Source organism: Pseudohongiella spirulinae, assembly GCF_001444425.1.
In the GTDB taxonomy this organism is placed as follows: Bacteria; Pseudomonadota; Gammaproteobacteria; order Pseudomonadales; family Pseudohongiellaceae; genus Pseudohongiella; species Pseudohongiella spirulinae.
This window is the reverse complement of sequence record NZ_CP013189.1, coordinates 645,744-671,154: the sequence shown is the minus strand read 5'-3', so window position 1 is coordinate 671,154 and position 25,411 is coordinate 645,744. Positions and strand designations below refer to the sequence as shown.

Genomic DNA, 25,411 nt, shown 5'->3' with positions numbered 1-25,411 from the left:
CCCGAAATCCCTGATCGAAAGCGCCCAAAAAAAAGCACCGCTGCCCTTGCGGACGGCGGTGCTCTATTCTTGCACCGCGCGAAGGTTCACACAACCTCCGGGCGGTTCTTTGCGCAGTGGCGTGTTACGCAGGCACAACGGCCAGTGTAATCACTTCTTCTACTTCATAACCCAGGTCGATGGTGATTTCCCATTCGCCGGTTTCACGGATCACGCCCAGCGGCAGTCGAACTTCCGCCTTGGTGATGTCGCCGCCAGCCGCATTAACCGCATCAGCGATGTCGCGGGTACCGACTGAACCGAACAGTTTGCCTTCATCGCCGGCGTTGACAGCTATTTCAATGCGCATTTCCTTCAGCTTGGCAGCACGAGACTGGGCCGCAGCCACTTTCTCGTTGTGCGCAGCCATCAGCTCGGCGCGACGGGTTTCAAAGTCTGCCAGATTCGCTTTAGTAGCCGGTACAGCCTTGCCCTGCGGGAACAGGAAGTTACGTGCGTAACCTGCTTTAACAGCAGCCTGATCGCCGACATTGCCCAGACGGCCCACTTTTTCCAACAAAATTACGTTCATGTTTAGATCCTCAATTAATCCCAGATTCATCATCCGGCGGTGGTGCCGCCCGGCGCCGGAAGTCGTAAAAACTGTCCAGCAACGCGGCAACCGCTAGCAACTGTGTCAGAGGCGGATTCAGCATCAGCATATAAAACGCCACCAACCAAAGCCGCGACAATTTCTTTATTCCTACCAGACCGTGTACCAGTGCGATGCCTGCAAAAAACAGGGGCATCAAAAAGTACATGACCCAGCCGGTTAATACGGTTACTCCAAAACTGGCCAGTATAAACAACAGAACCAGTAGCAGCGCCACACCCGGCTTGAAGCGCAGTTGGTGGAATTCACGCTGAAAACCACCCGGGTTATACAACACCGCCTGCCACCAGCGGGCCACCATCAGCAGACAGATGGCCGCAAACATGTGGATGACGCCGAATACACTGATCAGCGCATTGCGCATGACATCAGCCGGAATCTCCGGTTGTTCAGGCATGTCGGCACTGTCAAAAAACAGTGACACCTGCTGCTGCAGCAGGTCCAGAAACTCCGGGCGCAGCCGCAGCACCATCTCGGCACCAACGCCAACCGCAATAGCTGCAAGCAGCGTCGTTTGCCATGAACCTGCCTGTCTCAGCACTGTCGCCAGCACTGTGACCCCGACCATCAACACCAGAGGTGTCAGGTCGCCCATACTGGCCCAGCCAATCAGCGGCAGTACCGCCCAGGCTGCTACCAGTAAGGCCTCGCGCGGACCGTGTCTTAAACACACCAGGCCGACCAGAGCCGGACTGAGCATGTTCACCAGGGGTATAATGCCGCACAGCACCGATGCGATGATCGCCTGTCGGCGACCGTTCATTGCGTACTGCGCCAAACCCCGCATAGTAACCGTTTACCGTAGCCCCGCCGCGGCGGGACGCCTTATACGTTGTGGCTGTCTGTGTACGGAATCAGAGCCAGGTGGCGCGCGCGCTTGACGGCGGTCGCCAGTTGGCGCTGATAACGTGCTTTAGTGCCAGTAATCCGGCTGGGAACAATCTTGCCTGTCTCAGAGATATAGGCCTTCAGTGTTTCCAGATCCTTGTAGTCAATCTGGTCGATACCTTCTGCCGTAAATTTGCAAAACTTACGACGGCGGAAAAAACGTGACATAGTCAGTATCCTTTACAAATTCAGTGATTAGTTGTTGTCGTCGTCGCTGTCATCATCTGAATCGACGTCGTCATCATAGTCTTCGTCGTCATCAGAATCATCGCTCTCAGCGGCTTCACGGGCAGCGGCCTCTTCTTCGATACGGCGCTTCTGCTCGGCACGGGCACGACGCTCACGGCTCTCGCGCTCACCTTTCAGGATCAGAGACTCTTCAGTGACCGGGCCATCTGTTTTGATGACCAGGTTACGCAGAATCGCATCATTGTAACGGAACAGAGTAACGATTTCGTCCAACACTTCCTGGCCGCACTCAACGTTCAGCAGGATGTAGTGGGCTTTGTGAATTTTGTTGATCGGGTAAGCCAGTTGACGGCGGCCCCAGTCTTCCTGACGATGGATCTTGCCACCGCTTTCGGTGATCATTTGCGTGTAACGCTCGACCATCGCAGGAACCTGATCGCTCTGATCAGGATGAACTACAAATACAATTTCGTAATGTCTCATAGAGACTCCTTTCGGCAATAAGTCTTCCGGGCTTAAAAACACATCGGTAAGACAAGGAGTTAACAGTTAATACCCGTGAACAGGCCTTCCGGCCGGAATTCAGGGGTCGTGCATTGTAGAGAAGATTGCCCGGCGATGCAATGGCTATTTGGCAGCCGGCCCTTAGGCTGAGCGCTGGCGGACTGCCTCGAACAGACACACGCCGGCGGCCACCGACACATTCAGACTGCTGACTGCGCCGGCCATGGGGATGGACAACAGGTAATCGCAGTGTTCGCGGGTCAGCCGGCGCATACCTTTACCTTCGGATCCCATCACCAGCGCCAGCGGCCCCTTCAGATCGGCCTGATACAGCGTCTGATCGGCCTCGCCAGCGGTGCCGTAAATCCAGACACCGCGTTGCTGCAAAGCATTGAGCGTGCGGCTGAGATTGGTGACAGCCACCAGATTGACCTTTTCAGCTGCCCCGCTGGCGACCTTGCGCACCGTCAGGTTCATGGGCGCTGAGTTATCTTTGGGGACGATGACCGCATCAACGCCCGCCGCATCAGCCGTGCGCAGACAGGCGCCCAGATTATGCGGATCGGTGATTTCATCCAGTACGAGTAATAAAGGGGGATGCGCCAGATTGTCGAGCAGTTTTGTCAGAAAGGCTTCGTCTTTGGTGTTATCTCGCCACTGGCACAGAGCGATGACGCCCTGATGCACCGGTATGCGCTCGGCGCGCTTCCTGTTACCCGCTTTTTTTGCTGAAGCGCCCAAAAGCTGCTTCTCCAGCTCATCCCTGCTTACCTGTCGGGTTTTGATGCCCAGCTGCGCAGCCAGCTCACGCACCTCATCCAGTCGCCTGTCGGTGCGGTCCTGCTGCAACAGCAGCTCCAGCACATCCTGCGGATTGCTCTTCAGCAATTCCGTAACGGCGTGTATGCCGACTATCCAGTCCTGCCCGGCCATCAGCGTCTCCGCGATCTGCCAGCCGGCTTGCGACCGCCCTTGCCGGCGGGTTTGTCTGCGCCTGCCGGGGACTTGCGTGACGCAGCCCGGCGGCCACCCGCGGCCTTTTTGCCAGCCGCCTGTTTTTTCCCGGCTGGTTTTTTACCCTCAACCGTCTTCCTGCCCGCGGCAGACTTTTTGCCCTCGGCAGTTTTTCTGCCAGCTGCAGCCTTTCTCTCACCTGATTTTCTGCCGCGCGACGGGCCCTTGCCGGCCGGATGACCATCCAGCATCTGCAGGTCAATCTTGCGCTCATCCAGATCCACTCGCACGACCCGCACACGCACCGAATCACCCATATGATAGGTGACACCACTGCGTTCACCGCGCAGCAGCTGCCGCACCGGATCAAACTGATAATAATCATTCTGCAGCGCGGTAATGTGCACCAGGCCTTCAACATAAATATCATTTAGCTGCACAAACAGACCAAAACCGGTGACCGAGCTGACGGTGCCTTCAAACTCATCACCTACCCGATCCTGCACGTACTCACACTTCAGCCAGTCCAGCACATCATAACTGGCGGCATCGGCGCGCCGTTCAGTCATTGAACAGAGCTCGCCAAAATGCACCATGTCCTTGGCCTGATAAGGATAGATCTCCCGCTTGTTGAGCTTGGCCGCACCCTTGACCGCGCGGGTATTGGCCTTCTGCTTGCCAGCACGAATCAGGTAGCGCAGGGCACGGTGTACCAGCAGGTCCGGATAACGGCGGATCGGCGAGGTAAAGTGAGTATAGGCGACAAAACCCAGCCCAAAGTGGCCGATGTTGTCCGGCTGGTACACTGCCTGCATCATGGAGCGAATCAGCATGGTCTGGATCAGGTGCGCATCCGGACGCCCTTCAATAGCCTGCAGCACGCGCTGATAGTCCTGCGGAGAAGGTTTCAGCGACTTGGTCAGCACCAGCCCCAGTTCGCGCAGGAACAGCTTCAGATTCTCCAGCTTGTCAGTGTTGGGCCCCTCATGCACACGGTACAGCACCGGCAGGCCGGACTCCGCCAGGAACCTGGCCGTACACACGTTAGCCGCCAGCATGCACTCCTCAATCAGACGATGCGCGCTGTTACGAACCACCGGCACAATCTCTGCGATCTTGCGGGTTTCACCGAATACAATGCGTGTTTCATTACTGGAGAAATCCAGCGCGCCGGCCTTCATTCGCGCCTCAGACAACTTCTGATAGATGCCGTACAGCACTTCCAGGTGCGGGAACACGTCGGCATACTTACTGCGAAGGCGGGTTTGTGAACGCTCACGCAATTCACTGTCCGGCGCCTCCAGCATCTCGGCCACTTCGGTATAAGTCAGCCGCGCATGCGAGTGAATGATACCTTCAAAAAACTTGTAATCATTGACCTTGCCAGTGCGCCCGATCTCCATCTCGCAGACCATCACCAGACGATCGACTTTGGGCTTCAGCGAGCACAGACCGTTGGACAGCACCTCCGGCAGCATCGGCACCACATGACCGGGGAAGTAGACCGAGTTGCCGCGATTCTGCGCCTCCTCATCCAGCGCCGAGTCAGGCTTCACGTAATGCGATACATCCGCAATGGCCACAAACAGTTTTGCCGTGCCACGCGGGCCGGGCTCACAATAAACTGCATCATCAAAGTCCTTGGCATCCTCACCATCAATGGTGACAAAGGGCAGCTCGCGCAGATCCACCCGCCCGGCGTGATCGTCTTTGCTGACTTCCTCTTTCAGGCCTTTGACAGACTGGGTGACCTCTTTGGGCCACTCATGCGGAATACCATGGCTGCGCAGCGCCACATCAATTTCCATGCCCGGCGCCATGTGATCACCCAGAATCTCGGTGACCTCGCCAATCGCCTTGCGGCGCTTGTCCGGGTAATTGCGGATGACCGCCACCACAAACTGGCCATCCTGCGCGTTACGCGTATCCTTCTCCGGAATGATCACCTCATGGCTGATGCGCCGATTGTCCGGCACCACCAGGCCAAAGCCCTCATCCTTATAGAAGCGGCCCACCACCTGGGTAACACGCCGCTCCAGAATCTCGACCACCATGCCCTCTTTACGACCACGGCGGTCCACGCCCGCCACCCGCGCCAGCACAATGTCGCCATCAAACAGACGCGCCATCTCGTTCGGCGGCAATACCAAATCACCCGAACCATCATTAGGTATAAAGAAACCCATGCCGTCCTTGGTGCCCTGCACCCGGCCCTTGGCCAGCTCCATCTTGTCCACCAGGCCGTAGACGCCCCGACGGTTGCTGATCAGCTGCCCGTCGCGGCTCATGGCAATCAGCCGGCGGCGCAACGCCTCCGCCTGATCCTCGTCACCAGACAGCTCAAAGGCCTCGCACAGCGCTTCATAGCTGATGGGCTCGGCAATCTCTTCCATTACCGCCAGAATAAACTCGCGGCTGGGGATGGGATTTTCGTATTTTTCAGCCTCGCGGCTGGCAAAGGGGTCGTGTATAAAGGAGGGATTATTGGATTTACCGGGTTTTTTCTGTCTGGGCATAAATATTATGTAATCTCTTTTCGTCGCTTATCGTCATTTATTCCGAACCAGTATACACCCGCAGCCCCCATAATTCTTAAAGATTTTATAAAAGACCGTTGACAGCCGCATTCTGGATGGGCAAAATGCGCGCTCTGATTTGCTCCATCCCTAAATGCCCAGGTGGTGGAATTGGTAGACACGCTAGCTTCAGGTGCTAGTGCTCGAAAGGGCGTGGAGGTTCAAGTCCTCTCCTGGGCACCATTAGTTTGCATCAAACTTCTTCTATTGCCTGTACCCAGACGACGTGAAATCATTGGTTTCATCTCATTGGACATCGACAGACAATAACCATGAATGAAATCATCGACGCCCTGAAGAAATTCCGCGACGAGCGCGACTGGCAGCAGTTCCACAATCCTAAAGACCTTTCCCTTGCCTTGAGCATCGAAGCCTCAGAACTTCTGGAAGCTTTTCTCTGGAAACTACCGGAAGATGCGGACCCCGAGAAGATCAAGGAAGAGCTGGCCGATGTGTTCTCCTTCGCCTTTCTGCTGGCTGATGCCTGCGACCTTGATGTCAAAGACATTGTGCTGGCAAAAATCAAACGGAATGAAGAGAAGTACCCGGTCAGCAAGGCCAAAGGTAGCGCCCGGAAATACAATGAGCTATGAGCGATCCTCACCCGCTTGAGATCAGCCGCTTTGACTTCAGAAAGGACGCCCTTGAGCAGATCCGTCTGAATCGCCTGACCCAGGGGCACTGGCCACTGGTGTATGTACTGAGCAACTCAAACAGGGGGCGCGCCTATGTCGGGGAGACCGCCGACACCATCACCCGCATGGAAACGCACCTGAAGCACAACGAGAAAAGCAGACTGACAGTTGTGCATCTGATTCAGAGCGACAAATTCAATAAATCGGCGACGCTGGACATTGAATCCAACCTCATCAAATACATGGCCGCCGACGGCAAGTTCACGCTGCTGAACGGCAACCTGGGCCTGGCCGACCATAACTACTATCAGAAAGAGCAGGTATACGCAGGCATGTTCCGCCAGCTCTGGGACAGGTTGCTGGCCGAGGGCATTACGCAGCATTCGCTGGAACATCTGGACAACTCAGATCTATTCAAATATTCACCGTACAAATCGCTTTCATTTGATCAGCGGCAGGGTCTGCTGGGCATCATGTACGCACTGCTCGACGATAAGGTAAAAACGCTGATCGTCGAAGGCGGCGCTGGGACCGGCAAATCCGTGCTGGCGATATTCCTGTTCAAGCTGCTGCAAAGTGATCTGGATGATTTCAATTATGGCAGCCTGTCTTCGGAAGAAAGTGAATTCAGGGAGCTGCTTAGTAAGCTCCGCGAAAAGTTCGGGGCAAAACCGAAAATGGCCTTGGTTGTGCCGATGGCCTCGTTTCGCGCCACTCTAAAAAAGGCTTTTGCCAATGTAGCAGGACTATCACCGCGCATGGTGATCAGCCCCTCCCAGCTTGCCGAGCAGAACTATGACATCGTGCTTGTGGATGAAGCCCACCGGCTGCGACAGCGCCAGAATCTGGGTGCGTACTACGGCACTTTCGACAAAACAGCTATCAAACTGGGCATGGACCCAAAAATCTGCAGCGAAGTGGACTGGGTCATACAACAGGCCAGCAAAGCCGTGTTTTTCTACGATCTGAATCAGACCATCAAACCTTCGGATGCCTCCACCGATGCATTCCGTGAACTAAAAAAATCATTCACAACCCAGACACAGCAACTGGTCTCACAGTTCCGGGTCCGGGGTGGCAACCCCTACGTGCAATTTGTCAGCAGACTGCTGCATGGCCAGTTAGACGGGAATAAACCCTACCAGTCAAAGCATTACGAACTGCGGCTGTTTGACTCCTTCGACGAATTCGTCAAGACCGTAAAGAAGCGCGACCATGAACATGGCCTGTCACGGATGATCGCGGGTTATGCCTGGCCGTGGCGATCCAACAAGGATGCTGATCTATTCGACATCGACATTGAAAACATTCAACTGAAGTGGAACAGCACCAGCTCCGACTGGATCAACGCTCCGAACTCCGTGAATGAAGTGGGCTGCATCCATACCACGCAGGGCTACGACTTGAATTACGCCGGCATCATTTTCGGACGGGAGATTGGCTATGACAAAACCCGCAGGGAAATCGTCATAAGACCGGAGCTGTACTTCGACCGGAACGGCAAGCAGTCCATCAAAGACCCTGAAGAACTCACAAAGTACATTCTGAACATTTACCAGACCATCCTGCTGCGCGGCATTCGGGGCACATTCATCTATGCCTGTGACCCGGACCTGCGCGAGTATCTGGCTCAGCACATTGCGCCTGAACCAGCCGTCATTTCAAACGTGGCTGACATTACCCCGGTTCCGGTAAAACCCTTCATCAACGCCGTCCCTGTTTATGATCTGGTCGCCGCTGCCGGGGATTTTAGTGATCAGCAGCGGGCCGAACACAAGGAATGGCTTCGGATACCGGAGGGCGAAAGAATCGACAAAAGTTACTTTGCCTGCAAGGTGCAGGGCGAGTCGATGAACAACGTCATCCCTAATGGGGCCATGTGTCTTTTCCGTTCTGATCCGGGCGGTAGCCGCAATGGCAAGATTGTGCTGGTAGAGATGCTGGACAACGTTGATGCGGAAAGTGGTTCACACTACACGGTTAAGGAATATGCCAGTGTGAAAGCGGAGAATGAGGATGGCTGGACGCATGAGCAGATAGTGCTGAAACCAAGATCGAATGATGCGGGGTATGAGCCGATTGTTTTGGGCGCGGATGAGGCCGGCGGTTTTCGGGTAGTTGGGGTGTTTGTGCGGGTATTGTGAGTGGCGTCAGCGCATTAGTCTATGTTGATTTATCCTTTCCCGAGTAAGACAAGAACTCATTGCTGTCTCCACCCAGTAGCGTCAGCAATTTTGGATGCAAAAACAATTTATCGCGCCCGGCTTTCTGCTCTCGAAGTACTCCTATGTCGCACAACTCTTTCAGGTATACCGAGGCGGTCTGGCGCTTGGCGATACCGGCTTCCACCAGGTTGGCGATGCGGCAATACGGCTGGGTAAAAACCAGCTCTACCAGCTCGCGACTGTAAATGCCTGACAGTCGTTGCCGGACATGGTCAGCCGTGTGCTCCTGCAAGGCGCGAATGGCCATGATTTTTTCACGTGTCCATTGCGCGGTACTGTGCACGGCCTGCAACATGTAGAGCAGCCAGGATTCCCAATCACCTTGCTCAGTCACCTGACGCAACAGGCGATAATAGTCAGCTTTATGCTGGATGATGTGGCGGCTTAGATAGAGCACCGGAATACTCAATAAATCTTGCTCTACCAGGTACAGCAGGTTGATGATGCGACCGGTACGGCCATTGCCGTCGGTAAACGGGTGAATGGCTTCGAATTGGTAATGGGCTACTGCCATGCGGACAAGTGGGTCGAGCTGGCCTGACTGATCTGCACCGTGAAGAAACCGCTCCCAGTTGGCCAGCAGATCACGCAAATGAGCTTCGCCTTCTGGCGGCGTGTAAATGGTTTCACCCGTAGCCGGATTACTGAGTGTCGTGCCCGGCACACGACGGATATCCATTTTCACTCCCTTGGTAGTGGAACAGATGGTCACCGCAGTATTGGTAGACAGTGGGCGCGCCTGCAAGGACTGGACCCCCTGCCAGAGAGCTGTGCGATAGCGCAACGCTTCCCTGGTAGCCGAGTCCGCACGACTGTCATCTGCCTGGGCGAACTCAAACAGATTGTCGGCAGTAGTGACGATGTTTTCAATTTCCGAGCTGCCTTTGGCTTCCAGCAGCGGGATGGTGTTGATCAACATCGCCTGATTGGGGATAAGTTCGCCGGCCTGCTTAAGCGCGGCCAGCGCAGTGCGGGCCTCGATGCAGGCCTTGAGAACAGCACGGGATTCCAGTTCCTGCGCGGGCGGCAACAGGGGCAGATCGTTGTAAGGCTTGTCAGGCTGAAAAGCAGGCATAAGGGACTTTGCTGCCAATATGTCGATAAAATTACATTCTGTCGACATATTCCGCTTATATGTCGATGCTGTCAACACATAAGCAGTGTTGTGTCGAGAAATTGATACACCCCTATTTGTAACAAAAAGCTGGAAACACCAGAATTTGCAGCTTTTCAACTCGTCTACTCATTCGAAGAGAATGCTCAAATGGAACTGTTCGGCAAGAACTCAAATTACTGTTAAAAGCGGCAGCTACCCACCAACTGCACCAAACCAAATGAACCCCTTCATTGCGCGAACTCAACATCTACTAAATTGGCAATGACATTAGTAGCCGTCTATAACTTGATTATCAGCTTTGACATTTATCGTCTGACGCTGATGAGTAAGTTGTTGATTAAACCAGCACATTGGAGGTGTGACATGCGTGAACTGACAGAAAGCGAAATTACTGCCGTCTCAGGTGGTGATTTTGACGGCAAGACCTTTATGACAGGTCTTGGTTATGCCGTGGGAGGCGCCATTACGGCGGCGGCCGTACCTTTCCTGGGGGCGGGCGCCGTTGCTACGTTTGGAGTTGCAGCAAGTGCAGGCGTTCTGATTGCAGGGGGTGGCGCGTTAATGACGCTAAGCACGGCAGAGTCATCGTAAACCATCTATTGAATGGAGACATGGCGATAGCCCGTAAAAAGGCTATCGTCTCCTGATAAATGTGCTGCCCATCAAACAATACGAGATCTCAAAAGGTATGGCGATATACAACAATGGCGAAAGTTTCTATCTGAACGGGGTGGCGAACCCATTGTCGCCAGAGAGACGACAGGCTCTGCCTGCGCACGCATTCACGCATGAAAGGCTGCTCTCTCTGTTGCAGATTTATAATTATTCAATGGTCATTCAGTGTGTACTCATCGCGCCTGCAATCGGGTATGCGTTTATTCGAAAGTTACAACTTGATCCAGTGTCATTTGAGACGATCAGTGTATTGGCTGCGCTGATATCAGCGCCTGTATTTATTATCTGGATCAGCACGCTGGCACTAAGAGATGGTGTAACTACGTTTTCACTTTCCGATGTCAATTACCAGTCTGCGCCTTCATCAAGCCTCTATCGCTTTTATGCGCTTTCTGGTTCTAATTTGTTCGTCGTATTTATCAGCGCGCCATGGGGAGATGGATGGCATTTACCATTCGCAGTAGTGCCACCAGTAGGTCTGTTTGCTGTTGTCACTGTATTGGCGTCCCATCGACTTTTCCGCCAATCGCAACAAACCAAATGAAACCCGTTCTCGCGTGATGCTAAGGGACACATTCAGGCGCATCATGAGAGGTCGAGGTTTGTGCGCGGGCATGGCCGGTGGTTGTATGTTGAAGCCCTACTTCAACCCCCAGATCCGCGCCACAGCCACATCACTCCCAAGTCCCGCCACCACCAGACTCACCAGGCTCACCAGCCCAAACACCAATGCGGGCAGTAACGACGCCAATTGCGCCGAATTAACCGCCATATAAGAAGCCACCACAGACAGCACAAAAAACAGCGCACCGACCGCCAGCAGAATTTTTCGGTGCGACGGCCGATAGCTCTCGGCGGGTTCGCCTTTTTCAAACACTGCCAGCACTGGCGAAAAGATCGTCCTCAATGTCTCTTTCATACAACCCTCATTGTTGATTCGGTGCGGGTGTGTGCCGCGCTTTTATCAGCGTACTCAGCCGCACATCCACCGTAACCCTGAGCTCCGTCAGTTGCTCGGCTCTAGCCAGGCCTGCTGCGCTGGCACGATAAAGATGCGGTGTCATCATCAGCAAATTGCTGATTTGCCGGGCATCGGGCAACTGTACCGGAAAATGCACTTGCTGTATCTGCCCCTGCTCAAAACCAGCGGGCGCCTGGTGCTGTGGGGGACGCGGCGGCTTGAGCGTCGGGTAGATGATTTCACGCAGTTCCCGCAAATGGTCGTTACCTGCATCCACCATCAACAACGTGCCACCGGGTTTTAATACACGTAGAAACTCGGGATAAACCGGGAAGCCAAACATGCATAACACCCGGTCGAGAGTTTCCGACAACACGGGCAAATTGGCATTGTTACCAACGACCCAAGCCGCCTGTTTGTCCTGGCGGGCCGCGGCCTGTACGGCCCACTTGGAGATGTCCAGACCCATCAGGTTCAGGGATTGCGTCGGCTGACTGTTAGCAGCAAGCTGACGCAGGTAGTAACCCTCGCCACAACCGGCATCCAGGCAGTTCAACTCGACCGACGGGTCGGTATTGCTGAGCACTGCGCCAGCCACGGCATCAGCAATCGGCTGATAAAAACCATCTGCCAGAAACTCCTGGCGGGCGACCATCATGGCTTTGCTGTCACCCGGGTCTCGTGAGCGTTTGTTTTGCACCGGCAACAGGTTCACATAACCCTGCCGCGCGACATCAAAGCTGTGCGCCAGAGCACAGCGCCAGGTATTACTTTCACGCTGCAGTGGTTCACCATCCAGCGGGCAGGCGAGCTGTGTAAAGGGTTTAACAGCCATCCCTTGCCTCAGCTTGATCACCACACCAGATGAAACGCATCCTGGCGCCGGAACACCCAGTGACGCTCCCCGTCCTCATCCAGATAAGCCTCTTCCTCCTGCCGACAATTCGCCTCTTCACCGCCCCACTCAGGAATGGCCCGCGTGGCCTGCAGCTCTATGGAATGCCAGGTTGATGGTAACAACACGGCATCACCCCGTATCGGCACTCCTTCCTGTCCGTCCCAGCGTCCGATTAACGGTCCGGCGCCGTGACCGTGATCGCCAATGGGATGGGTGTAAACGGTGCCGGTGATGCCTTCGGCTGCAATGCGCGCGAGGGTGGAGGCAAGAATGTCATTACCGGTGCGGCCGGGCTGCATTTCTTCCAGCAGCAGTTCCTGCATGCGGTTGGAGTCGGCCAGACAGGCTTGCAGGCCGGCAGGCGCTTCGGTCTCACCGGGTTTTAGTACGTAACCCAGGTGCTGGGTGTCGGTATGCAGGTTCATGGCGACCACACCAAAGTCAGTCCAGAGCAGGTCACCTGGCTGAATGACGGTGTCCTCCCGGATACGGCCACTGCCCTGGCGAGACACGTCGAGCGAGGGCTGGAACCAGACTTGATATCCCAGCTCCTGCACGCGCTGGCGCATCCACCAGATGACATCTTGGGTGGTGGTTTCACCGGGGGTGATCACGGCGTTGGAAAAGGCCTCGGAAATGACCGCATGCACAGTCTCCATGATCTTGCGGTAGCGCGGCATCATTTCGGGAATGCGCAGGGCAATGTAGTTCATGGCCAGACGCGGTTCGCGGACCACGCGTTCCACATACGGACCAAGCGCCTCTTCCAGTGCCTCACGTTCGCCGGCATGCAGACCGTCAGAGAAAGCCCATTCGGCATCGATGTTGAGGGCAATATTGTCAGGGTCACGATCTTCAATCAGCTCGCGCAGCAACTGCCACTGCTCATTACCTACCAGCTCCGCCGTTGGCTGGGTCGGTGCCGGGCGCGAGGAGCGATAGGCCTGGAACACACCACCCTGATCACCGCCGCCCAGCGCCAGCCGCTCAACACTACCGTCTGGCTGTAATGTAAACACGTAAATGGAGCGGCGCCGCGCGGCGAAGGTGGTCGGCGAGGTAATGGACCAGAACACGGGGTCCTCGCCGTACTCGCGCATTGACAGAATCCACATGTCTACACCGTATTCGCTCATCAGCGCCGGTAATACGCGATCCATGCGCGCCTCCAGCCAGGCCTGCTGCTCAGTGGCCTGATCGCGCAAGGTGGGCAGCGGGTGGATGTGAGCCGGGACGGACGCCGGCACTTGCACAGGCGGCTGGGCGTGAGTCTGGGTAATCGGGAGCGCAGTAAAAGCGGCAGCGAGCAGCACTGCGACCAAGGGAGAAGAAGTCTTCATCGAGAAGTCCAGTAGAAGTCATTAAAAACTGATGTCAGAACCAAAAGTATCTTCTGCGGCCCGGGTTGTCCAGAACTGCTCGACTCGCCATCAACGGTTACGAAAAGAATGAATCCATGATACAGTTGGACGATATTATATAAATCAATTGGACGCTACCAAATAATACAATTGGACGCAAAATGGATATAAAAACCGCCGATCAATCCTGGCTGCCACGCCAGCTTCGATCCTCAGTGATGGCGGCATTGGCCGATACCCCGGTGGTGTGTCTGCTCGGACCACGCCAATGCGGCAAATCAACACTGGCAAAGATGTGTGAGCCTGAACGCCCTTATATCAGCCTGGATGAGAAGGTTTATCTGGATCTTGCCCTGAATGACCCACAAGGTTTTATAGATGAATTGCCGGACCGGATAACCATCGATGAAGTACAGCGGGCACCGGAATTGGCGCTGGCAATCAAACGCAGTGTCGACGCAAACCGCAGCGCTGGCCGTTTCTTGTTGACGGGTTCTGCGAATCTGATGCAGTTGCCGCGACTTGCCGATTCGCTTGCAGGCAGGATGGAGAGCCTGTACCTGCACCCCTTCACGAAAGCCGAGATTCACAGACGAACAGGGAGTTTTCTGGTCACTATGCTGGCAGGTCGGCTACCTGTTGAAATCAGATCCCCCGACGCGCCCACCCCATCTGCGCTCCCAAAGATTCTGCTGACGGGCGGTTATCCGGAAGCAGTACGCCGAGCGCCTGAGCGGGCCGAGCGCTGGCAACGCAATTATATTCAGTCGGTGATTGAGCGCGATGTACGCGACATAGCTGAGGTAAAAGATGCCAGCAACCTGAAACGCCTGCTTGCCTTGTTGGCAGACAGGACCGCACAGCTACTCAATCAAAGTGAGCTAGCCAATTCACTAGGGCACACAAGGGCAACGATAGACCGCTATCTGACATTACTGGAACGCCTGTTTCTGATTCGACGTCTGCCCGCATGGCACAGTAATCGCACCAAGCGTCTGGTCAAAAGTCCTAAGCTACACTTTGTGGACAGTGGGCTGGCTGCCACACTGAGTGAATTGGAAGCCGACCAGTGGAATGTTCAGCGAGCACGCTTTGGTCATCTACTGGAGTCTTTCGTCTTGCAACAATTAACCGCCATGGCCGATTGCATGTCACGACCGCCGCACTTCTATCATTATCGCGACAAGGATAAAATTGAAGTCGATATCGTCATTGAAAGCAGCGGAAAGGTTTGGGGTATTGAAGTCAAGGCAGCCGCCAGCGTCAATAAAACGGACATCAAAGGTCTTCTCAAACTTGCGGGAGTCGCCGGCAGCGCATTCCGGGGTGGCATCATACTTTATGACGGTGCCGCCACGTTTCACCTTGACAATAAATCAAACATTCTGGCCGTGCCCATATCCAAACTCTGGGAGCTTTGATTAAGGTAATGGCGAAATTCAATGACTGATCAATACAAGATGGCAGCCACTACCAATAACAAACCTCATCACAACCTCTACCAATATGCGTCCTTCGCGCTGGTGTTGTGTTTTTGTATCACAGTTGCGGTCGTGCACATTGTCCGCGATGATCTGTCACTGTGGCACCAAACCCTGAGCATCTATGCCGTCGGGCCAGCGGGCTGGGTATTGACTCTGGGATTTTTCAGCATTGCCGGCACGCAGTTTCTGATAGCCTGTCGGCTCTATACGTTGAGACAATCGACGGGCGACCGGGTGACTGCCGCGCTGCTGAGTCTGGCTGCGCTGGGTATCTTGCTGGTGGCGATTTTCCCCTATCAGAACCGGCTGCCTCACAACTCGGGCGCTGCGCTGCAGCTGGGACTGTTCCCGGTGTTTTTGTGGATGCGAGTGCTGCTGACGCGAGCTCCTCAGCACGGGCACGTGCCCCTGAGGCAGTTCACCCTGGTGTGTGCGCTGCTCAGTACCACTTTCTTATTTCTGCTTATCTGGAATGGTGAGACAGACTACAACCTGGGCACCACAGCCATGGCACAGAAGGCGCAGATTGTCACCAACACGCTGTGGCTTCTGGTGTATTCCTGGTACTGGCCTGCGGAGGGCAACTAGCTCTGGTTTTCAGGGCGAGCACAGGACCTGAAAAATTGGCCAGAAGTCACTTGAACCGGCTTAAAATTAGGTCTAGCCTCAACATTTCTGTAACCTTCAGTTAAGAAGATGCCCTGAAACGGCACCGGCTTATGGTAATTTGCACCACTTGAAGAGGACCTGTTATGAAGACTGTTATTCGGCTCGCCTGTCTGATTTGCACGGCGGCAGCGTTGTCCCTTCTCCATGCCGGTGAGCGCGTGGGGGACTTTGCCCTGATTGACCACAATGGCTACCAGCACCACATGGCCTGGTACGACGATCATGATGCAGTGGTGATATTGCCGCAGGCCGTCGGCGCGACCGATCAGGCATCCCTGAGCGCACTGCAGTCGCTCTACAATCAATACGCCGATCAGGGCGTGGCGTTTTTCCTGATCAACCCGGGCCTGCAGACTGATCGGCAGGCGGTGGCGGATGCTATTCCCAATGTGCCGATCCCGGTGCTGATGGATGATGCCCAATTGGTCTCTGAAGCACTCGGCTTGACACATATGGACCAGGCGGTCGTTTACGATCCGGCCAGCTTTGAAGTGGTCTATCGCGGCCCTGTGCAGGCACAACTGGAAGAGGCATTGCTAGCGTTGAGAGCCGACGAGTCTGTGGAGTTGGTAGAGATTGCTGGTCAGCAAACCCCGATTGCTTATGGCGGCATCGATGGCAGCGCCGTGTCCTATCAGGATGATATTGCGCCGATCATTGCAGAAAACTGTGCCGAATGTCACCGCAGTGGCGGTATTGCCCCGTTTGCCATGGACAGCAAGCTCTCTGTGCAGGGCTGGTCACCGATGATTCGTGAAGTGGTCATGACCAAGCGCATGCCGCCCGGTCAGATCGACAATAAAGTCGGCCACAAGATACTCAACGAAATGAACCTCAGCGATCAGGACATGCAGACTCTGGTACGCTGGGTAAACGCCGGCGCTTCCATCGATGATTCGGAAGCCGATCCGCTGACCGAACTGGTGTGGTCGGATACCAAGTGGAAGATGGGCACACCAGACCTGATCATCAAGGTGCCGCCACAGACCATTCCCGCCACCGGAGTGGTGGATTATATGGATATTCCCATTGATCTGGGGCTGACCGAAGACCGCTGGGTCAAGGGCAGTGAAGTAGCGCCGGGCGCACCGGAAGTACTGCATCACATTATTACCACGGTGGTACCGCCGGAAGGCCGCTCAGATCCGCAGACCGCCTTCATTCAGGCGATCAACAGCCTGCCCGAGGAGCGCGCCGCAGCCATTCGTGCACAGATGTTCGCCGCCGCAGCGGCCGGCCAACAGCCGGACATTGACCGGATATTCCGCGAAAACCCGGACATTGATGTCGGCGTACTGCTGGGTGGCGGGGATGCCGACCAGGCCTCGGTTGCCGGTTATGCACCGGGTAACAGCGTCTCCTGGAATCCGGACGGCGTAGGCGGCCTGCTGCGCGCCGGTTCTGGCCTGAGCCTGCAGATGCACTACACCACCACCGGCAAGGAGATGACCGACGCCACGGAAATCGGCATCTACTTCTACCCGGAAGGTGAAGTGCCGGCAGAACGGATGTCCGGTGGTGTCGGCAATGCCTTCACCATTTCCATCCCGCCGCATGCCAAGGATCATGAAATGGAGCTGGTGACCTATATTCCGGAAGAGGCTGAAATCCGCAGTCTGATGCCGCACATGCACTTCCGCGGCAAGCGCATGAAGTTTATTGCCCAGTATCCCGATGGCGAGGAAGAACTGCTGCTGTCGGTGCCGGCATATTCATTCAACTGGCAGCTGTCCCATGAACTGGCGGAGCCGCTACGCGTGCCGGCAGGTACCAAAATCATCGCCCGCGGCGCGTTTGATAACTCAGCGCAGAATCGTTTCAACCCCGATCCGAACACCGAAGTGAACTGGGGCGAGCAAAGCTGGGAAGAAATGTTCATGGGCTTCTATGAGTGGAAACTGGTCAGCCAGAACAACTGATCACCCCTGATGCCGGCGACCCGGCATCATACCCGGGCGTCTGACACGTCAAGCACCTTAAAACACCAGCCCTCTGTCCGGTCCTTCCGGCAGGGGGCTTTGGTGTTTCTGGGGGTAGGAAAAACAATAGCCGATCAAATAAATTTCATTTCCTGGCGACGGAAAAAGGCGCATGCTACGTAAGAGCAGTTGTCATCCCCAATAATCAGAACAGATACCCATTATGGCGACCTACTCACCCTTTATTGCTGCCAACAAGTTCGGTCTGGGTCTGCAACCCGGTGAACTGCCCGGGGTTGAAGCAGACCCTCGCGGCTGGCTCCTTGCCCAGATCCCCCTGACCAACCGTCAGCCGCCCCGTTATGCGGACATGGCCAGCTCGGCAACACTGATCGAGATGGCCAGTGACGACTACCGCACCCGGCAGATGATCCAGCAGGATGGCCAAGTCAGCGCCGACGAGGTGCGACCACTCCGCGAGATTCGTAATCGCAACGCGCAGTTGTTCAGGGAACAGACCAATCAGCGTCTGGCCGTGGCCATTGAGTCAGACACGCCGTTCGCCGAACGCCTGGTTAGATTCTGGTCCAATCATTTCAGTATTTCGCTGGCCATCAACAAACCGACGATTCTGTATGCAGGGCTGCCCTACGAAAACGAAGCCATTCGCGCCAATATGAATGGCCGCTTTGAAGACATGCTGATCAGTGTCGCCACCCATCCGGTGATGCTGACTTACCTGGACAACACCACCTCTATCGGACCCAATTCTCCTGCTGCGCAGCAACGCGAAAACCTGGGACTGAATGAAAACTATGCGCGTGAAACTCTGGAGCTGCATACCCTGGGAGTGGATGGCGGTTACACACAGGACGATGTCATCGCACTGGCGCGGATGCTGACGGGCTGGACCGTGAATCTGCCAACACGTAACGGCAACCTGCCCAATCCGCGGGCAACAACCGGCGCTTTTGTGTTCTACCCCGCGCTGCATGAGCCGGGAACTCAGCAGTTGCTGGGCAAGTCGTATTTCAACAGTGGTGTGCAGCAGGGCATCAGCGCGCTGCGCGATCTCGCCCGCCACCCCTCGACGGCGTATTTTATTGCCAGCAAGCTGGCCAGGCACTTTATTGCCGATCAGCCACCCACGTCAGCCATTGAGAAACTGGCCAGGGTGTTTGCCGACACACAGGGCGATTTGCCGAGTGTGCATCAGGCACTGGTAGAGCTGGACGAGGCCTGGGATCCGGCCATGAAAAAACTGAAATCGGCAGAGGACTTTGTGGTATCCACCACGCGCGCGCTGCCCGGCGTGCCGCTGAGCGATGAGGTGCTGGACATTCTCAGCGAGACCTTGGCCAGTTTCAATCAGCGGGCTTTCACCGCGCCTTCGCCGGCAGGCTGGCCCGAGCAGGCCGAACACTGGGGTGGTCCCGACGCCCTGCTCAAACGTGTGGAGTTCATCAACATGGTGGCCGGCGCCGTGGGTCCCGATTTTGATGCCCGCGAGATTGTACCTTTAATCCTGCCGTCAGACGCCGCATTGCAGACGGCCATTCGGCGCTCAGAAAGTCAGACGCAGGCACTGGCACTGTTGCTTGCCAGCCCGCAATTCCAGTGGAGAGCCTGATATGTCGAAGCACACCCAGTCAATGAATCGTCGTCAATTTATGAAAACGGCGGCCGTACTGGCCGGTGCCGGCAGCCTGCCCGGTCTGAGTTGGGCCAGCAGCACGGCTTCAGGTGATAATAAGCTAGCCGTCATTATTCTGCGCGGCGCCATGGATGGCCTGTCGGCAGTTATCCCTTACGGCGATCCTCTGCTGACCAGCTACCGCGCTGCTCTGCTGCCTGCCGATAACAACCTGCTCAAGCTGGATAATTATTTTGCTCTGCACCCGGCCTTTAGCGGCCTGTTCGGCCTGCACCAGGCCGGCGAACTGGGCATTGTGCATGCGGTGGCCAGCGCCTACCGTGAGCGTTCTCACTTCGATGGCCAGAACGTGCTTGAAAGCGGCCTGGAATCGCCAATGTCCAACCCCTCGGGCTGGTTGAACCGGGCCCTGCAGCTGCAGAATCAGCAGCAAGCCATGGCGCTGGGCCAGTCTGTGCCGCTGATTTTGCGCGGTGCGGCCAGCGTCGGTTCCTGGGCGCCGGCCGTGCTGCCCCCCATCAATGACGACACCCTGAGCCGATTGCAGTCACTGTACATGTCGGACGGGTTTCTGGGGCCAAGGCTGCAGGAGGCATTAAACGCGCGCGATATCGTCGGTTCGGGCATGGGTGGCAGTGACGGCGAGACTGGTTTCTCTGCGCTGATCGATGCGGCTGCGAGCTTTCTGACTGCCGCCAATGGGCCTAATATCGTAGTACTGGAAAACGATGGCTGGGACACCCATGCCAATCAGGGTGCCGAACAGGGAAACCTGCCACGAAAATTTACCGAACTCGATACCAGTCTGATGCAACTTAAGCTGGGCCTGGGAAGTACCTGGCAAAATACGGTCGTGGTGGTGATGACAGAGTTTGGCCGCACGGTTCGCGTTAATGGTTCACTGGGCACTGATCATGGTACCGCCAGCGTGGCCTTTGTCGCCGGTGGCAGCATGACCCGCTACACCTCTGGCAGCGCAGTCATCGGACCCTGGCCGGGGCTGAGCGAAAGCAGTCTGCGTGATGGCCGCGATCTGCAGCCGACCAATGACCTGCGACAGATACTGGCAACAGTACTGCAGTCACACATGGGTTTTGACGGACAGTTGCTGCGCGATGTGGTGTTTCCGGGTTTGCCGTACAGCTGATACGGCCGCTCAATGCCAGTCGCGGGTATCCACACCATAGTATTGAAATAGTTGCTCGAACAGAGCCGGGTGCTGCTCGGCCAGCGGGCCGGGCTTTTCGAAAAAGGTTTCCGTGGCCACGGCAAAAAACTCCGCCGGATTGGTGGCACCATACAAATCCAGCACATCGTCATGAGCGTGCCAGGCATCCTGCTCCATGGCCTGGCGCTGCAAGCGCTCAAACGCCTCACTGAACACCACTGACCACTGCTTGTAGGCACCGCGACTGCCCAGCCGGGGCGCGCCATTAGTGGCTCCGCTCTGGTGATCAAGCTGATGGGCAAACTCATGAAGAACGACATTATGACCATCTCTGAAATCACTGGCGCCATGCTCAACACTGTCCCAGGATAAAACGATACGTCCATTATTCCAGGATTCGCCGGCCAGAATATGTTCGTCATCAGATACCAGACCGTGCTCATCGACGCCGTCATGCCGGACCATAAATTCGGATGGGTAGACCAGAATGGCATGCAGGTCGGCATAGTCGTCGCCGGGGCGATTCAATACCAGCAGGCTGGCCTGCGCAGCGATGCTGACCCGCACATTGTCGTCGACGTACTGACCGGCGCAGCCGTAAAAGTTCTTGTCGGCGATAAAGTGTTTGATGCGGTTTTGCAACGTTCGTTTCACCTCAGCAGGCATACGTGCATAAAAAGGCAGTCGCTGCGCGACGATTGATTCCCACGCGGCCGGAAAAGGTTGTCTGTCCAGCCGCTTGCGTCGCCATTGCGGTGCTGCAAACAACCACAGAGCAACCGCCACCACCAGCAAAAACAACAACGCGATAATCAGCTGACTGCTCAGATCCATGGTTTATACTGCCTGCTCCATTCAGCCTTTTTTGACGGCATACAAAAGACAATCACTCCGGGCAATGCTCGCATTGGTGGTGACCATAAACAACTTGAGCGGTACAGCCGGGTGCAATGAACCGTCAGGCAGAATCCGGAAATAATCATCGACGGGCATGTATCCGGCGCCCGCCTTCAGACGCAGGCAATCGGGCCGCCGCACCCGTCCCAGACACACATCAGTATCAGCCACACCAAAATTGAATCGGTCAACATCCGGCAGCAGACAAATGTCGGCTGGCTCTGCCAGCAAAGCATCATAGGCAATGCTGCAGTCATTGACCAGCTCCAGCCTCACGGGATGGTGATACAGATCCAGTGGCGGCATATCCTGCCAGGAAAACACATTATCCACGCTGGCCAGGCGGCATAAGCCGGTATAGGCCAGTTCATCGGCCGCCGCGCCCAGCGCACCGCCGCACTCAATGGTAATCGCGGGGCAATGCGGCGCTGTGATTTCCATCAGTGAACCCAGTTGCAGATCTGTCACGACCATTCGGTGAGTAAACAGACCGGTTAATGCTATGTGTTGCTCACTCAACACCGGCGATACCGTAAAAGCAGGTCCGGCGCCGGATGTATTATGAATATCAACCACTACCGTCGGCGACAACTGCGAGATCCGACACAGAATGTGCTCGGCCAACTGCCCGGGAGTGTCGTCAAAGGGCGGGCGAAAAGTTCGATTCATATCCCGCACGCCGGGTATCTGGCGGTGGGTAAACATCGGCGGATGCAACGCGGTAGAGACGGAGACAATAAACAGATGCAGGGTGGCGACCGGCTGCTGGCCCGAGCGCAGATAACGTATCATGGCTTTCAGGCCGGAGGGTTCGTTGCCATGCAGCAGAGTGACCACAACCCGGGAACGCTGATCGGTAACGCCCGGTACGGTTATCAAGGTCGGACCGCCGAGCAGGTCGAGAAACTGCTCCGGGTCTTCGGGCACAGCTGTCAGATCTGTTGCCTGTAATTCACGCAATTGTCTCACGATGCCAGCTCCCAGCGCGACACCGGCACGTTAGCATTAAAATAGACCTGGTAGGTTTCTACGATCCGGCGTAGAGCCTGCTCACGACCAACTTTGGGTGCCAGAGACTCCAGACTGGCCAACTGCCATGAGGCACCGTTCTGGCCGGTAGCCAGACGATTCGCCATCACATCCAGCATTCTCCGCGCCTCGTCAACATTCACATCCAGCGATATCAGTCCGGCCAGCGCGGTATCCAGCAGAGACTCAGCAATTTCGCGCAATGGACGTTCGGCAAGTCGGTTCTGGCGCAACGCCGGCCAGACCAGCTTGGCACTCATGCCAGTCCGTGCGGCACGATAGAAGTTATCGCTGGCAAAACGAAACGGCATGGCTGGCAAAAGCGCTTCGATATCATCACGCAATCCCGCTGCCAGGCCAATATAAAACGCCGCATTGGCTGCCATGTCTATCGGCGTCGGCCCGGCGGGCAGGCAACGCATCTCAATGCGCACATGGCCGTTATCGGCACCTGAATAGATAGGCCGGTTCCAGTGCCATATGGCACCGTTATGCATATTAAGCTCGTGCAGAGCAGGTAGCTCACCAGCCGCCAGACACTCTAACGGTGCTTCATCATTCAGCAGCGGAATCAACGATGGATACAGATACACCCGTTGCGCAAACAGCTCATAGGCGCTATTGCGCAGCCAGTCATAACCCAGTTCAACACGTGGCAGGTCATACCATTGCGGCGCCTTGGAGCGCCCATCGGTCGACTGCTTGAACAGCGGAACGCGGGTCTCGTGCCACAGACGCCGCCCCAGCAACAAGGGTGAATTACACGCCGCACCCAAAAGCAATGGTGTGATCAGCGTAACCGCATTCCAGGTATCAACAAACTGTTTCAACGGAAAGTTGTAATGCACCTGAAACGAGGTACACACACCTTCCAGAGACACATCCTGCCGCTGCATGCGCAGCGGATCTTCGCCATCAATGTCTATTTTGAAGTCACGTCCGCGCATCGCCAGCAAAATTTCTGATAAGGCTTCGTAGCGCAAGGTCGGTGTCATCACTTTCGGGCCGATATGCGCCTCGTTCAGCGTGGGCAGGATACCCACACCCAGCACACTGGCATTGCGCGCGGACAGCAATGCATTCACCTGCGACAACTTGTCTGCGACCAGGGTCTCAAGTCCGGAAAAAGGCGCCCCGGCGAGCCGCTGAACCGGTAGATTGTATTCCAGGTTGTAGCGATTCAACTCCAGTGTTAACGAGGGATCATCAGCCTCTTCCAATAATGCCTGATTGATCCCCAGTGGCAGACCGCTTGCGTCCAGAATATATAACTCAAGTTCTGCGCCCAGGCTGGGCTGATCATTGCCAAAATCAGGACGCCTCAAAATCTGCGCGAGAGCCGCCAGATTGTCATGCAACTTCAGTTCAAACTGTCGATGCTCCAGCGCGGTAAATGTTGATCGCGAAATATCCTGCCCCATACGCTCAGCGCTCACTCCAATTCATAGGTAAATTCTCCATCAGGGCAGGCCGACCTCATGACTGTCCTGTTCTCGCGCCCGTACGAAACGCGGCGCAGGCGCGGTTGTGCGCACCTGCTCCAGCCAGAACACACCGTCGTAAGGGTAACTGTTACCGCGGGTACCGGCAAAGTCGATGTCACCATCACCATCCATATCCACGGCGATAAATTTGTCGAACATGCCACGAATGCGCCGCGACACGTCGTGTCGAATCCAGCTACCGTTCGCGTTTTCAAACCAGCCCAATCGCCCCATGGGGTCGGTGAGCTGTGCATTTGCGTCGTCGGCTTCGCGCTCACCGCGGCTGTAGCTGCCGGCAAAGACATCCAGATCACCATCTCCGTCAATATCAGCCACCTCCAGGCCTGTGAAGCTGTCTGGCGCAAACTCGCCGATAAAATGTGCATTCCATGCATCGCCTTTGCGTTCTGGTTGCTCTATCCATACCAGACCGTTGCCAACGCGTCCGACGCCCGCCCCTATGATATCGAGGCGACCATCGCCGTTAAGGTCAGCGTATTCCAGGTTGAATCCACCCATGCGAGCACCGTTAATACCAATGGCATGTTCTACAAATTCCAGTGAGCCGTCTCCGGGATTTTCAAACCAAAGCAGACGCTCCTCACCTCGGGTGCCAACCACTATGTCCAGATCACCGTCGCCATCCAGATCCACTGGCTCTGAATTTTGCGGAATGCTGTAGTGTCCCAGTTCGATCTCTCGCCAGTTATCGCCTAGCAAAGGGTCACCTGTCACTTTAAAAACAGATACCGGGGTCGACACGGCGAAATCGTCTGGCCCGGGGATCTGCGCGCCTTTATTGGGAGCGATGACCTCCGGTGTGCCGTCGCCGTCCAGATCGGCCGCAAAGACACGAATATAGCTGCCACGACCCTCGGTCATGGGTAGTTTCAGACGCGGCCACGACGCATCGCGTGTTCCGGGATTTTGCAGATACAGGATATGCGACAGTTCAGCCGCCACCAGAATATCCGGATAGCCATCTCCGTTCATATCGGCAATTGCTGCATCCTCGGGCGCAGCGGCATCCAGCTCTTTGGCGACTGTAATATTGTGCCACTGGAGAGGATCGGCGCTGCCAAAGGCGATACGCACATATCCTTCCGGCGGCGCTTCAAAGCCCGGGGTAAAATTAGCCGAGTCGTAGCTGGAATCGGACTCGTGTACGGACACAATGTCCAGATAACCATCCAGATCAAGATCGGCCATGACCAGGCCGTCGCCACCACTGAGCACGAAGTCCAGAATGGCCGCATCATCAATCAGGTGTTCCTGCCAACTGATATAACGACCATCGCTGGCAGTCGCCTCTGTTGGCTGATCGCCCACGCCCTGCGCCCACAGTGGTGCGCAAAAACAGGCGCTGGCAAGTGTCAACAGCAGGGGGCTGATGCGCCGCAGGATGCCGTGGCTGGTCGTGAGATTTGGCATAGAGTCTGGCCCCTTATGGAAAACACAATGCCTGACAGTCT

Annotated in this window: 23 protein-coding genes, 1 tRNA gene and 1 pseudogene; 11 read left to right on the top strand and 14 right to left on the bottom strand. The window is 55.8% G+C overall.

What is annotated here, in order from left to right; all coding sequences use genetic code 11:
- Positions 1–124: 124 nt before the first annotated feature.
- The 6 genes from rplI to rnr form a co-directional block, all read right to left on the bottom strand.
- Positions 125–571: a 50S ribosomal protein L9 gene (gene rplI, locus PS2015_RS03210; RefSeq protein WP_058020877.1), complete on the bottom strand. Its 447-nt coding sequence runs from the start codon at positions 569–571 to the stop codon at positions 125–127.
- 10 nt (positions 572–581) lie between these two features.
- Positions 582–1,415, bottom strand: coding sequence for a hypothetical protein (locus PS2015_RS03205; protein ID WP_156412641.1), 834 nt, complete (start codon positions 1,413–1,415; stop codon positions 582–584).
- A 62-nt stretch (positions 1,416–1,477) separates the two neighbouring features.
- Positions 1,478–1,708, bottom strand: a complete 231-nt coding sequence (gene rpsR, locus PS2015_RS03200) for a 30S ribosomal protein S18 (protein ID WP_058020875.1) — start codon at positions 1,706–1,708, stop codon at positions 1,478–1,480.
- A gap of 27 nt (positions 1,709–1,735) precedes the next feature.
- The gene (rpsF, locus tag PS2015_RS03195) at positions 1,736–2,212 is read right to left on the bottom strand and encodes a 30S ribosomal protein S6 (RefSeq protein ID WP_058020874.1); all 477 of its coding nucleotides are present in this window, start codon (positions 2,210–2,212) and stop codon (positions 1,736–1,738) included.
- Positions 2,213–2,374: 162 nt separating this feature from the next.
- Positions 2,375–3,166, bottom strand: a complete 792-nt coding sequence (rlmB, locus tag PS2015_RS03190) for a 23S rRNA (guanosine(2251)-2'-O)-methyltransferase RlmB (protein WP_058020873.1) — start codon at positions 3,164–3,166, stop codon at positions 2,375–2,377.
- The gene (rnr, locus tag PS2015_RS03185) at positions 3,166–5,703 is read right to left on the bottom strand and encodes a ribonuclease R (RefSeq protein WP_058020872.1); all 2,538 of its coding nucleotides are present in this window, start codon (positions 5,701–5,703) and stop codon (positions 3,166–3,168) included. The genes rlmB and rnr overlap by 1 nt, the downstream gene beginning before the upstream one ends.
- A 156-nt stretch (positions 5,704–5,859) precedes the next feature.
- Here rnr and PS2015_RS03180 point away from each other — a divergent pair.
- From PS2015_RS03180 to PS2015_RS03170, 3 genes are all read left to right on the top strand, one after another.
- A tRNA-Leu gene (locus PS2015_RS03180) sits at positions 5,860–5,946 on the top strand.
- Between the two features lie 89 nt (positions 5,947–6,035).
- Entirely contained in the window at positions 6,036–6,356 is a 321-nt protein-coding gene (locus tag PS2015_RS03175; protein WP_058020871.1) for a nucleotide pyrophosphohydrolase, read from the top strand.
- On the top strand, positions 6,353–8,542 hold the full coding sequence (locus PS2015_RS03170; RefSeq protein ID WP_058020870.1) for a DNA/RNA helicase domain-containing protein: 2,190 nt from the start codon (positions 6,353–6,355) through the stop codon (positions 8,540–8,542). Before PS2015_RS03175 ends, PS2015_RS03170 begins: the two co-directional genes overlap by 4 nt.
- A 19-nt stretch (positions 8,543–8,561) precedes the next feature.
- Here PS2015_RS03170 and fic read toward each other — a convergent pair whose 3' ends face one another.
- On the bottom strand, positions 8,562–9,698 hold the full coding sequence (gene fic, locus PS2015_RS03165) for a protein adenylyltransferase Fic (RefSeq protein ID WP_058020869.1): 1,137 nt from the start codon (positions 9,696–9,698) through the stop codon (positions 8,562–8,564).
- A gap of 405 nt (positions 9,699–10,103) precedes the next feature.
- On the opposite strand from fic, the gene PS2015_RS03160 reads away from it, so the two are divergent.
- The 3 genes and pseudogenes from PS2015_RS03160 to PS2015_RS16015 all read left to right on the top strand — a co-directional run.
- The gene (locus tag PS2015_RS03160) at positions 10,104–10,331 is read left to right on the top strand and encodes a hypothetical protein (protein WP_156412640.1); all 228 of its coding nucleotides are present in this window, start codon (positions 10,104–10,106) and stop codon (positions 10,329–10,331) included.
- Between the two features lie 61 nt (positions 10,332–10,392).
- Positions 10,393–10,959 (top strand): hypothetical protein, encoded by a 567-nt coding sequence (locus PS2015_RS03155; protein ID WP_058020867.1) that lies wholly within the window; start codon positions 10,393–10,395, stop codon positions 10,957–10,959.
- Positions 10,960–10,986: 27 nt separating this feature from the next.
- Positions 10,987–11,043: pseudogene (locus PS2015_RS16015) on the top strand (hypothetical protein); the annotation flags it as partial.
- Positions 11,044–11,055: 12 nt separating this feature from the next.
- Here the strand turns inward: PS2015_RS16015 and PS2015_RS03150 are convergent.
- The 3 genes from PS2015_RS03150 to PS2015_RS03140 are packed head-to-tail and all read right to left on the bottom strand — an operon-like array spanning position 11,056 to position 13,614.
- Positions 11,056–11,334 carry a hypothetical protein gene (locus PS2015_RS03150; protein ID WP_058020866.1) on the bottom strand — a complete coding sequence of 93 codons (279 nt, stop codon included), beginning with the start codon at positions 11,332–11,334 and terminating at the stop codon, positions 11,056–11,058.
- Positions 11,335–11,341: 7 nt separating this feature from the next.
- Complete coding sequence (locus PS2015_RS03145; protein ID WP_058023115.1) at positions 11,342–12,211, bottom strand: putative RNA methyltransferase; 870 nt, start codon at positions 12,209–12,211, stop codon at positions 11,342–11,344.
- Between the two features lie 17 nt (positions 12,212–12,228).
- Complete coding sequence (locus PS2015_RS03140) at positions 12,229–13,614, bottom strand: M24 family metallopeptidase (protein WP_058020865.1); 1,386 nt, start codon at positions 13,612–13,614, stop codon at positions 12,229–12,231.
- 182 nt (positions 13,615–13,796) lie between these two features.
- On the opposite strand from PS2015_RS03140, the gene PS2015_RS03135 reads away from it, so the two are divergent.
- From PS2015_RS03135 to PS2015_RS03115, 5 genes are all read left to right on the top strand, one after another.
- A complete protein-coding gene (locus PS2015_RS03135) occupies positions 13,797–15,056 on the top strand; it encodes an ATP-binding protein (protein ID WP_058020864.1) in 1,260 nt (419 codons plus the stop codon).
- 21 nt (positions 15,057–15,077) lie between these two features.
- Entirely contained in the window at positions 15,078–15,707 is a 630-nt protein-coding gene (locus tag PS2015_RS03130) for a DUF998 domain-containing protein (protein ID WP_058020863.1), read from the top strand.
- A 164-nt stretch (positions 15,708–15,871) separates the two neighbouring features.
- A complete protein-coding gene (locus tag PS2015_RS03125) occupies positions 15,872–17,707 on the top strand; it encodes a thioredoxin domain-containing protein (RefSeq protein ID WP_058020862.1) in 1,836 nt (611 codons plus the stop codon).
- A 223-nt stretch (positions 17,708–17,930) separates the two neighbouring features.
- Complete coding sequence (locus PS2015_RS03120) at positions 17,931–19,337, top strand: DUF1800 domain-containing protein (protein ID WP_058020861.1); 1,407 nt, start codon at positions 17,931–17,933, stop codon at positions 19,335–19,337.
- A gap of 1 nt (position 19,338) precedes the next feature.
- Positions 19,339–20,508 carry a DUF1501 domain-containing protein gene (locus PS2015_RS03115; protein WP_058020860.1) on the top strand — a complete coding sequence of 390 codons (1,170 nt, stop codon included), beginning with the start codon at positions 19,339–19,341 and terminating at the stop codon, positions 20,506–20,508.
- A 9-nt stretch (positions 20,509–20,517) separates the two neighbouring features.
- On the opposite strand, the gene PS2015_RS03110 is transcribed toward PS2015_RS03115, so the two are convergent.
- From PS2015_RS03110 to PS2015_RS03095, 4 genes are read right to left on the bottom strand one after another with little or no spacing between them, the layout of a single operon-like run.
- Complete coding sequence (locus PS2015_RS03110; RefSeq protein ID WP_156412639.1) at positions 20,518–21,363, bottom strand: M90 family metallopeptidase; 846 nt, start codon at positions 21,361–21,363, stop codon at positions 20,518–20,520.
- A gap of 21 nt (positions 21,364–21,384) precedes the next feature.
- Positions 21,385–22,395 carry a hypothetical protein gene (locus tag PS2015_RS03105; RefSeq protein WP_058020859.1) on the bottom strand — a complete coding sequence of 337 codons (1,011 nt, stop codon included), beginning with the start codon at positions 22,393–22,395 and terminating at the stop codon, positions 21,385–21,387.
- Positions 22,392–23,891: a glutamate-cysteine ligase family protein gene (locus PS2015_RS03100; protein WP_156412638.1), complete on the bottom strand. Its 1,500-nt coding sequence runs from the start codon at positions 23,889–23,891 to the stop codon at positions 22,392–22,394. Before PS2015_RS03100 ends, PS2015_RS03105 begins: the two co-directional genes overlap by 4 nt.
- Before the next feature lie 24 nt (positions 23,892–23,915).
- Positions 23,916–25,370 carry an FG-GAP repeat domain-containing protein gene (locus PS2015_RS03095; RefSeq protein WP_058020855.1) on the bottom strand — a complete coding sequence of 485 codons (1,455 nt, stop codon included), beginning with the start codon at positions 25,368–25,370 and terminating at the stop codon, positions 23,916–23,918.
- Positions 25,371–25,411 lie beyond the last annotated feature (41 nt).

What these genes read in the sequence shown, in the direction of transcription:
- rplI (WP_058020877.1), bottom strand. Translation starts at nt 571, where the DNA reads ATGAACGTAATTTTGTTGGAAAAAGTGGGCCGTCTGGGCAATGTCGGC.
- PS2015_RS03205 (WP_156412641.1), bottom strand. Translation starts at nt 1,415, where the DNA reads ATGAACGGTCGCCGACAGGCGATCATCGCATCGGTGCTGTGCGGCATT.
- rpsR (WP_058020875.1), bottom strand. Translation starts at nt 1,708, where the DNA reads ATGTCACGTTTTTTCCGCCGTCGTAAGTTTTGCAAATTTACGGCAGAA.
- rpsF (WP_058020874.1), bottom strand. Translation starts at nt 2,212, where the DNA reads ATGAGACATTACGAAATTGTATTTGTAGTTCATCCTGATCAGAGCGAT.
- rlmB (WP_058020873.1), bottom strand. Translation starts at nt 3,166, where the DNA reads ATGGCCGGGCAGGACTGGATAGTCGGCATACACGCCGTTACGGAATTG.
- rnr (WP_058020872.1), bottom strand. Translation starts at nt 5,703, where the DNA reads ATGCCCAGACAGAAAAAACCCGGTAAATCCAATAATCCCTCCTTTATA.
- PS2015_RS03175 (WP_058020871.1), top strand. Translation starts at nt 6,036, where the DNA reads ATGAATGAAATCATCGACGCCCTGAAGAAATTCCGCGACGAGCGCGAC.
- PS2015_RS03170 (WP_058020870.1), top strand. Translation starts at nt 6,353, where the DNA reads ATGAGCGATCCTCACCCGCTTGAGATCAGCCGCTTTGACTTCAGAAAG.
- fic (WP_058020869.1), bottom strand. Translation starts at nt 9,698, where the DNA reads ATGCCTGCTTTTCAGCCTGACAAGCCTTACAACGATCTGCCCCTGTTG.
- PS2015_RS03160 (WP_156412640.1), top strand. Translation starts at nt 10,104, where the DNA reads ATGCGTGAACTGACAGAAAGCGAAATTACTGCCGTCTCAGGTGGTGAT.
- PS2015_RS03150 (WP_058020866.1), bottom strand. Translation starts at nt 11,334, where the DNA reads ATGAAAGAGACATTGAGGACGATCTTTTCGCCAGTGCTGGCAGTGTTT.
- PS2015_RS03145 (WP_058023115.1), bottom strand. Translation starts at nt 12,211, where the DNA reads ATGGCTGTTAAACCCTTTACACAGCTCGCCTGCCCGCTGGATGGTGAA.
- PS2015_RS03140 (WP_058020865.1), bottom strand. Translation starts at nt 13,614, where the DNA reads ATGAAGACTTCTTCTCCCTTGGTCGCAGTGCTGCTCGCTGCCGCTTTT.
- PS2015_RS03135 (WP_058020864.1), top strand. Translation starts at nt 13,797, where the DNA reads ATGGATATAAAAACCGCCGATCAATCCTGGCTGCCACGCCAGCTTCGA.
- PS2015_RS03130 (WP_058020863.1), top strand. Translation starts at nt 15,078, where the DNA reads ATGACTGATCAATACAAGATGGCAGCCACTACCAATAACAAACCTCAT.
- PS2015_RS03125 (WP_058020862.1), top strand. Translation starts at nt 15,872, where the DNA reads ATGAAGACTGTTATTCGGCTCGCCTGTCTGATTTGCACGGCGGCAGCG.
- PS2015_RS03120 (WP_058020861.1), top strand. Translation starts at nt 17,931, where the DNA reads ATGGCGACCTACTCACCCTTTATTGCTGCCAACAAGTTCGGTCTGGGT.
- PS2015_RS03115 (WP_058020860.1), top strand. Translation starts at nt 19,339, where the DNA reads ATGTCGAAGCACACCCAGTCAATGAATCGTCGTCAATTTATGAAAACG.
- PS2015_RS03110 (WP_156412639.1), bottom strand. Translation starts at nt 21,363, where the DNA reads ATGGATCTGAGCAGTCAGCTGATTATCGCGTTGTTGTTTTTGCTGGTG.
- PS2015_RS03095 (WP_058020855.1), bottom strand. Translation starts at nt 25,370, where the DNA reads ATGCCAAATCTCACGACCAGCCACGGCATCCTGCGGCGCATCAGCCCC.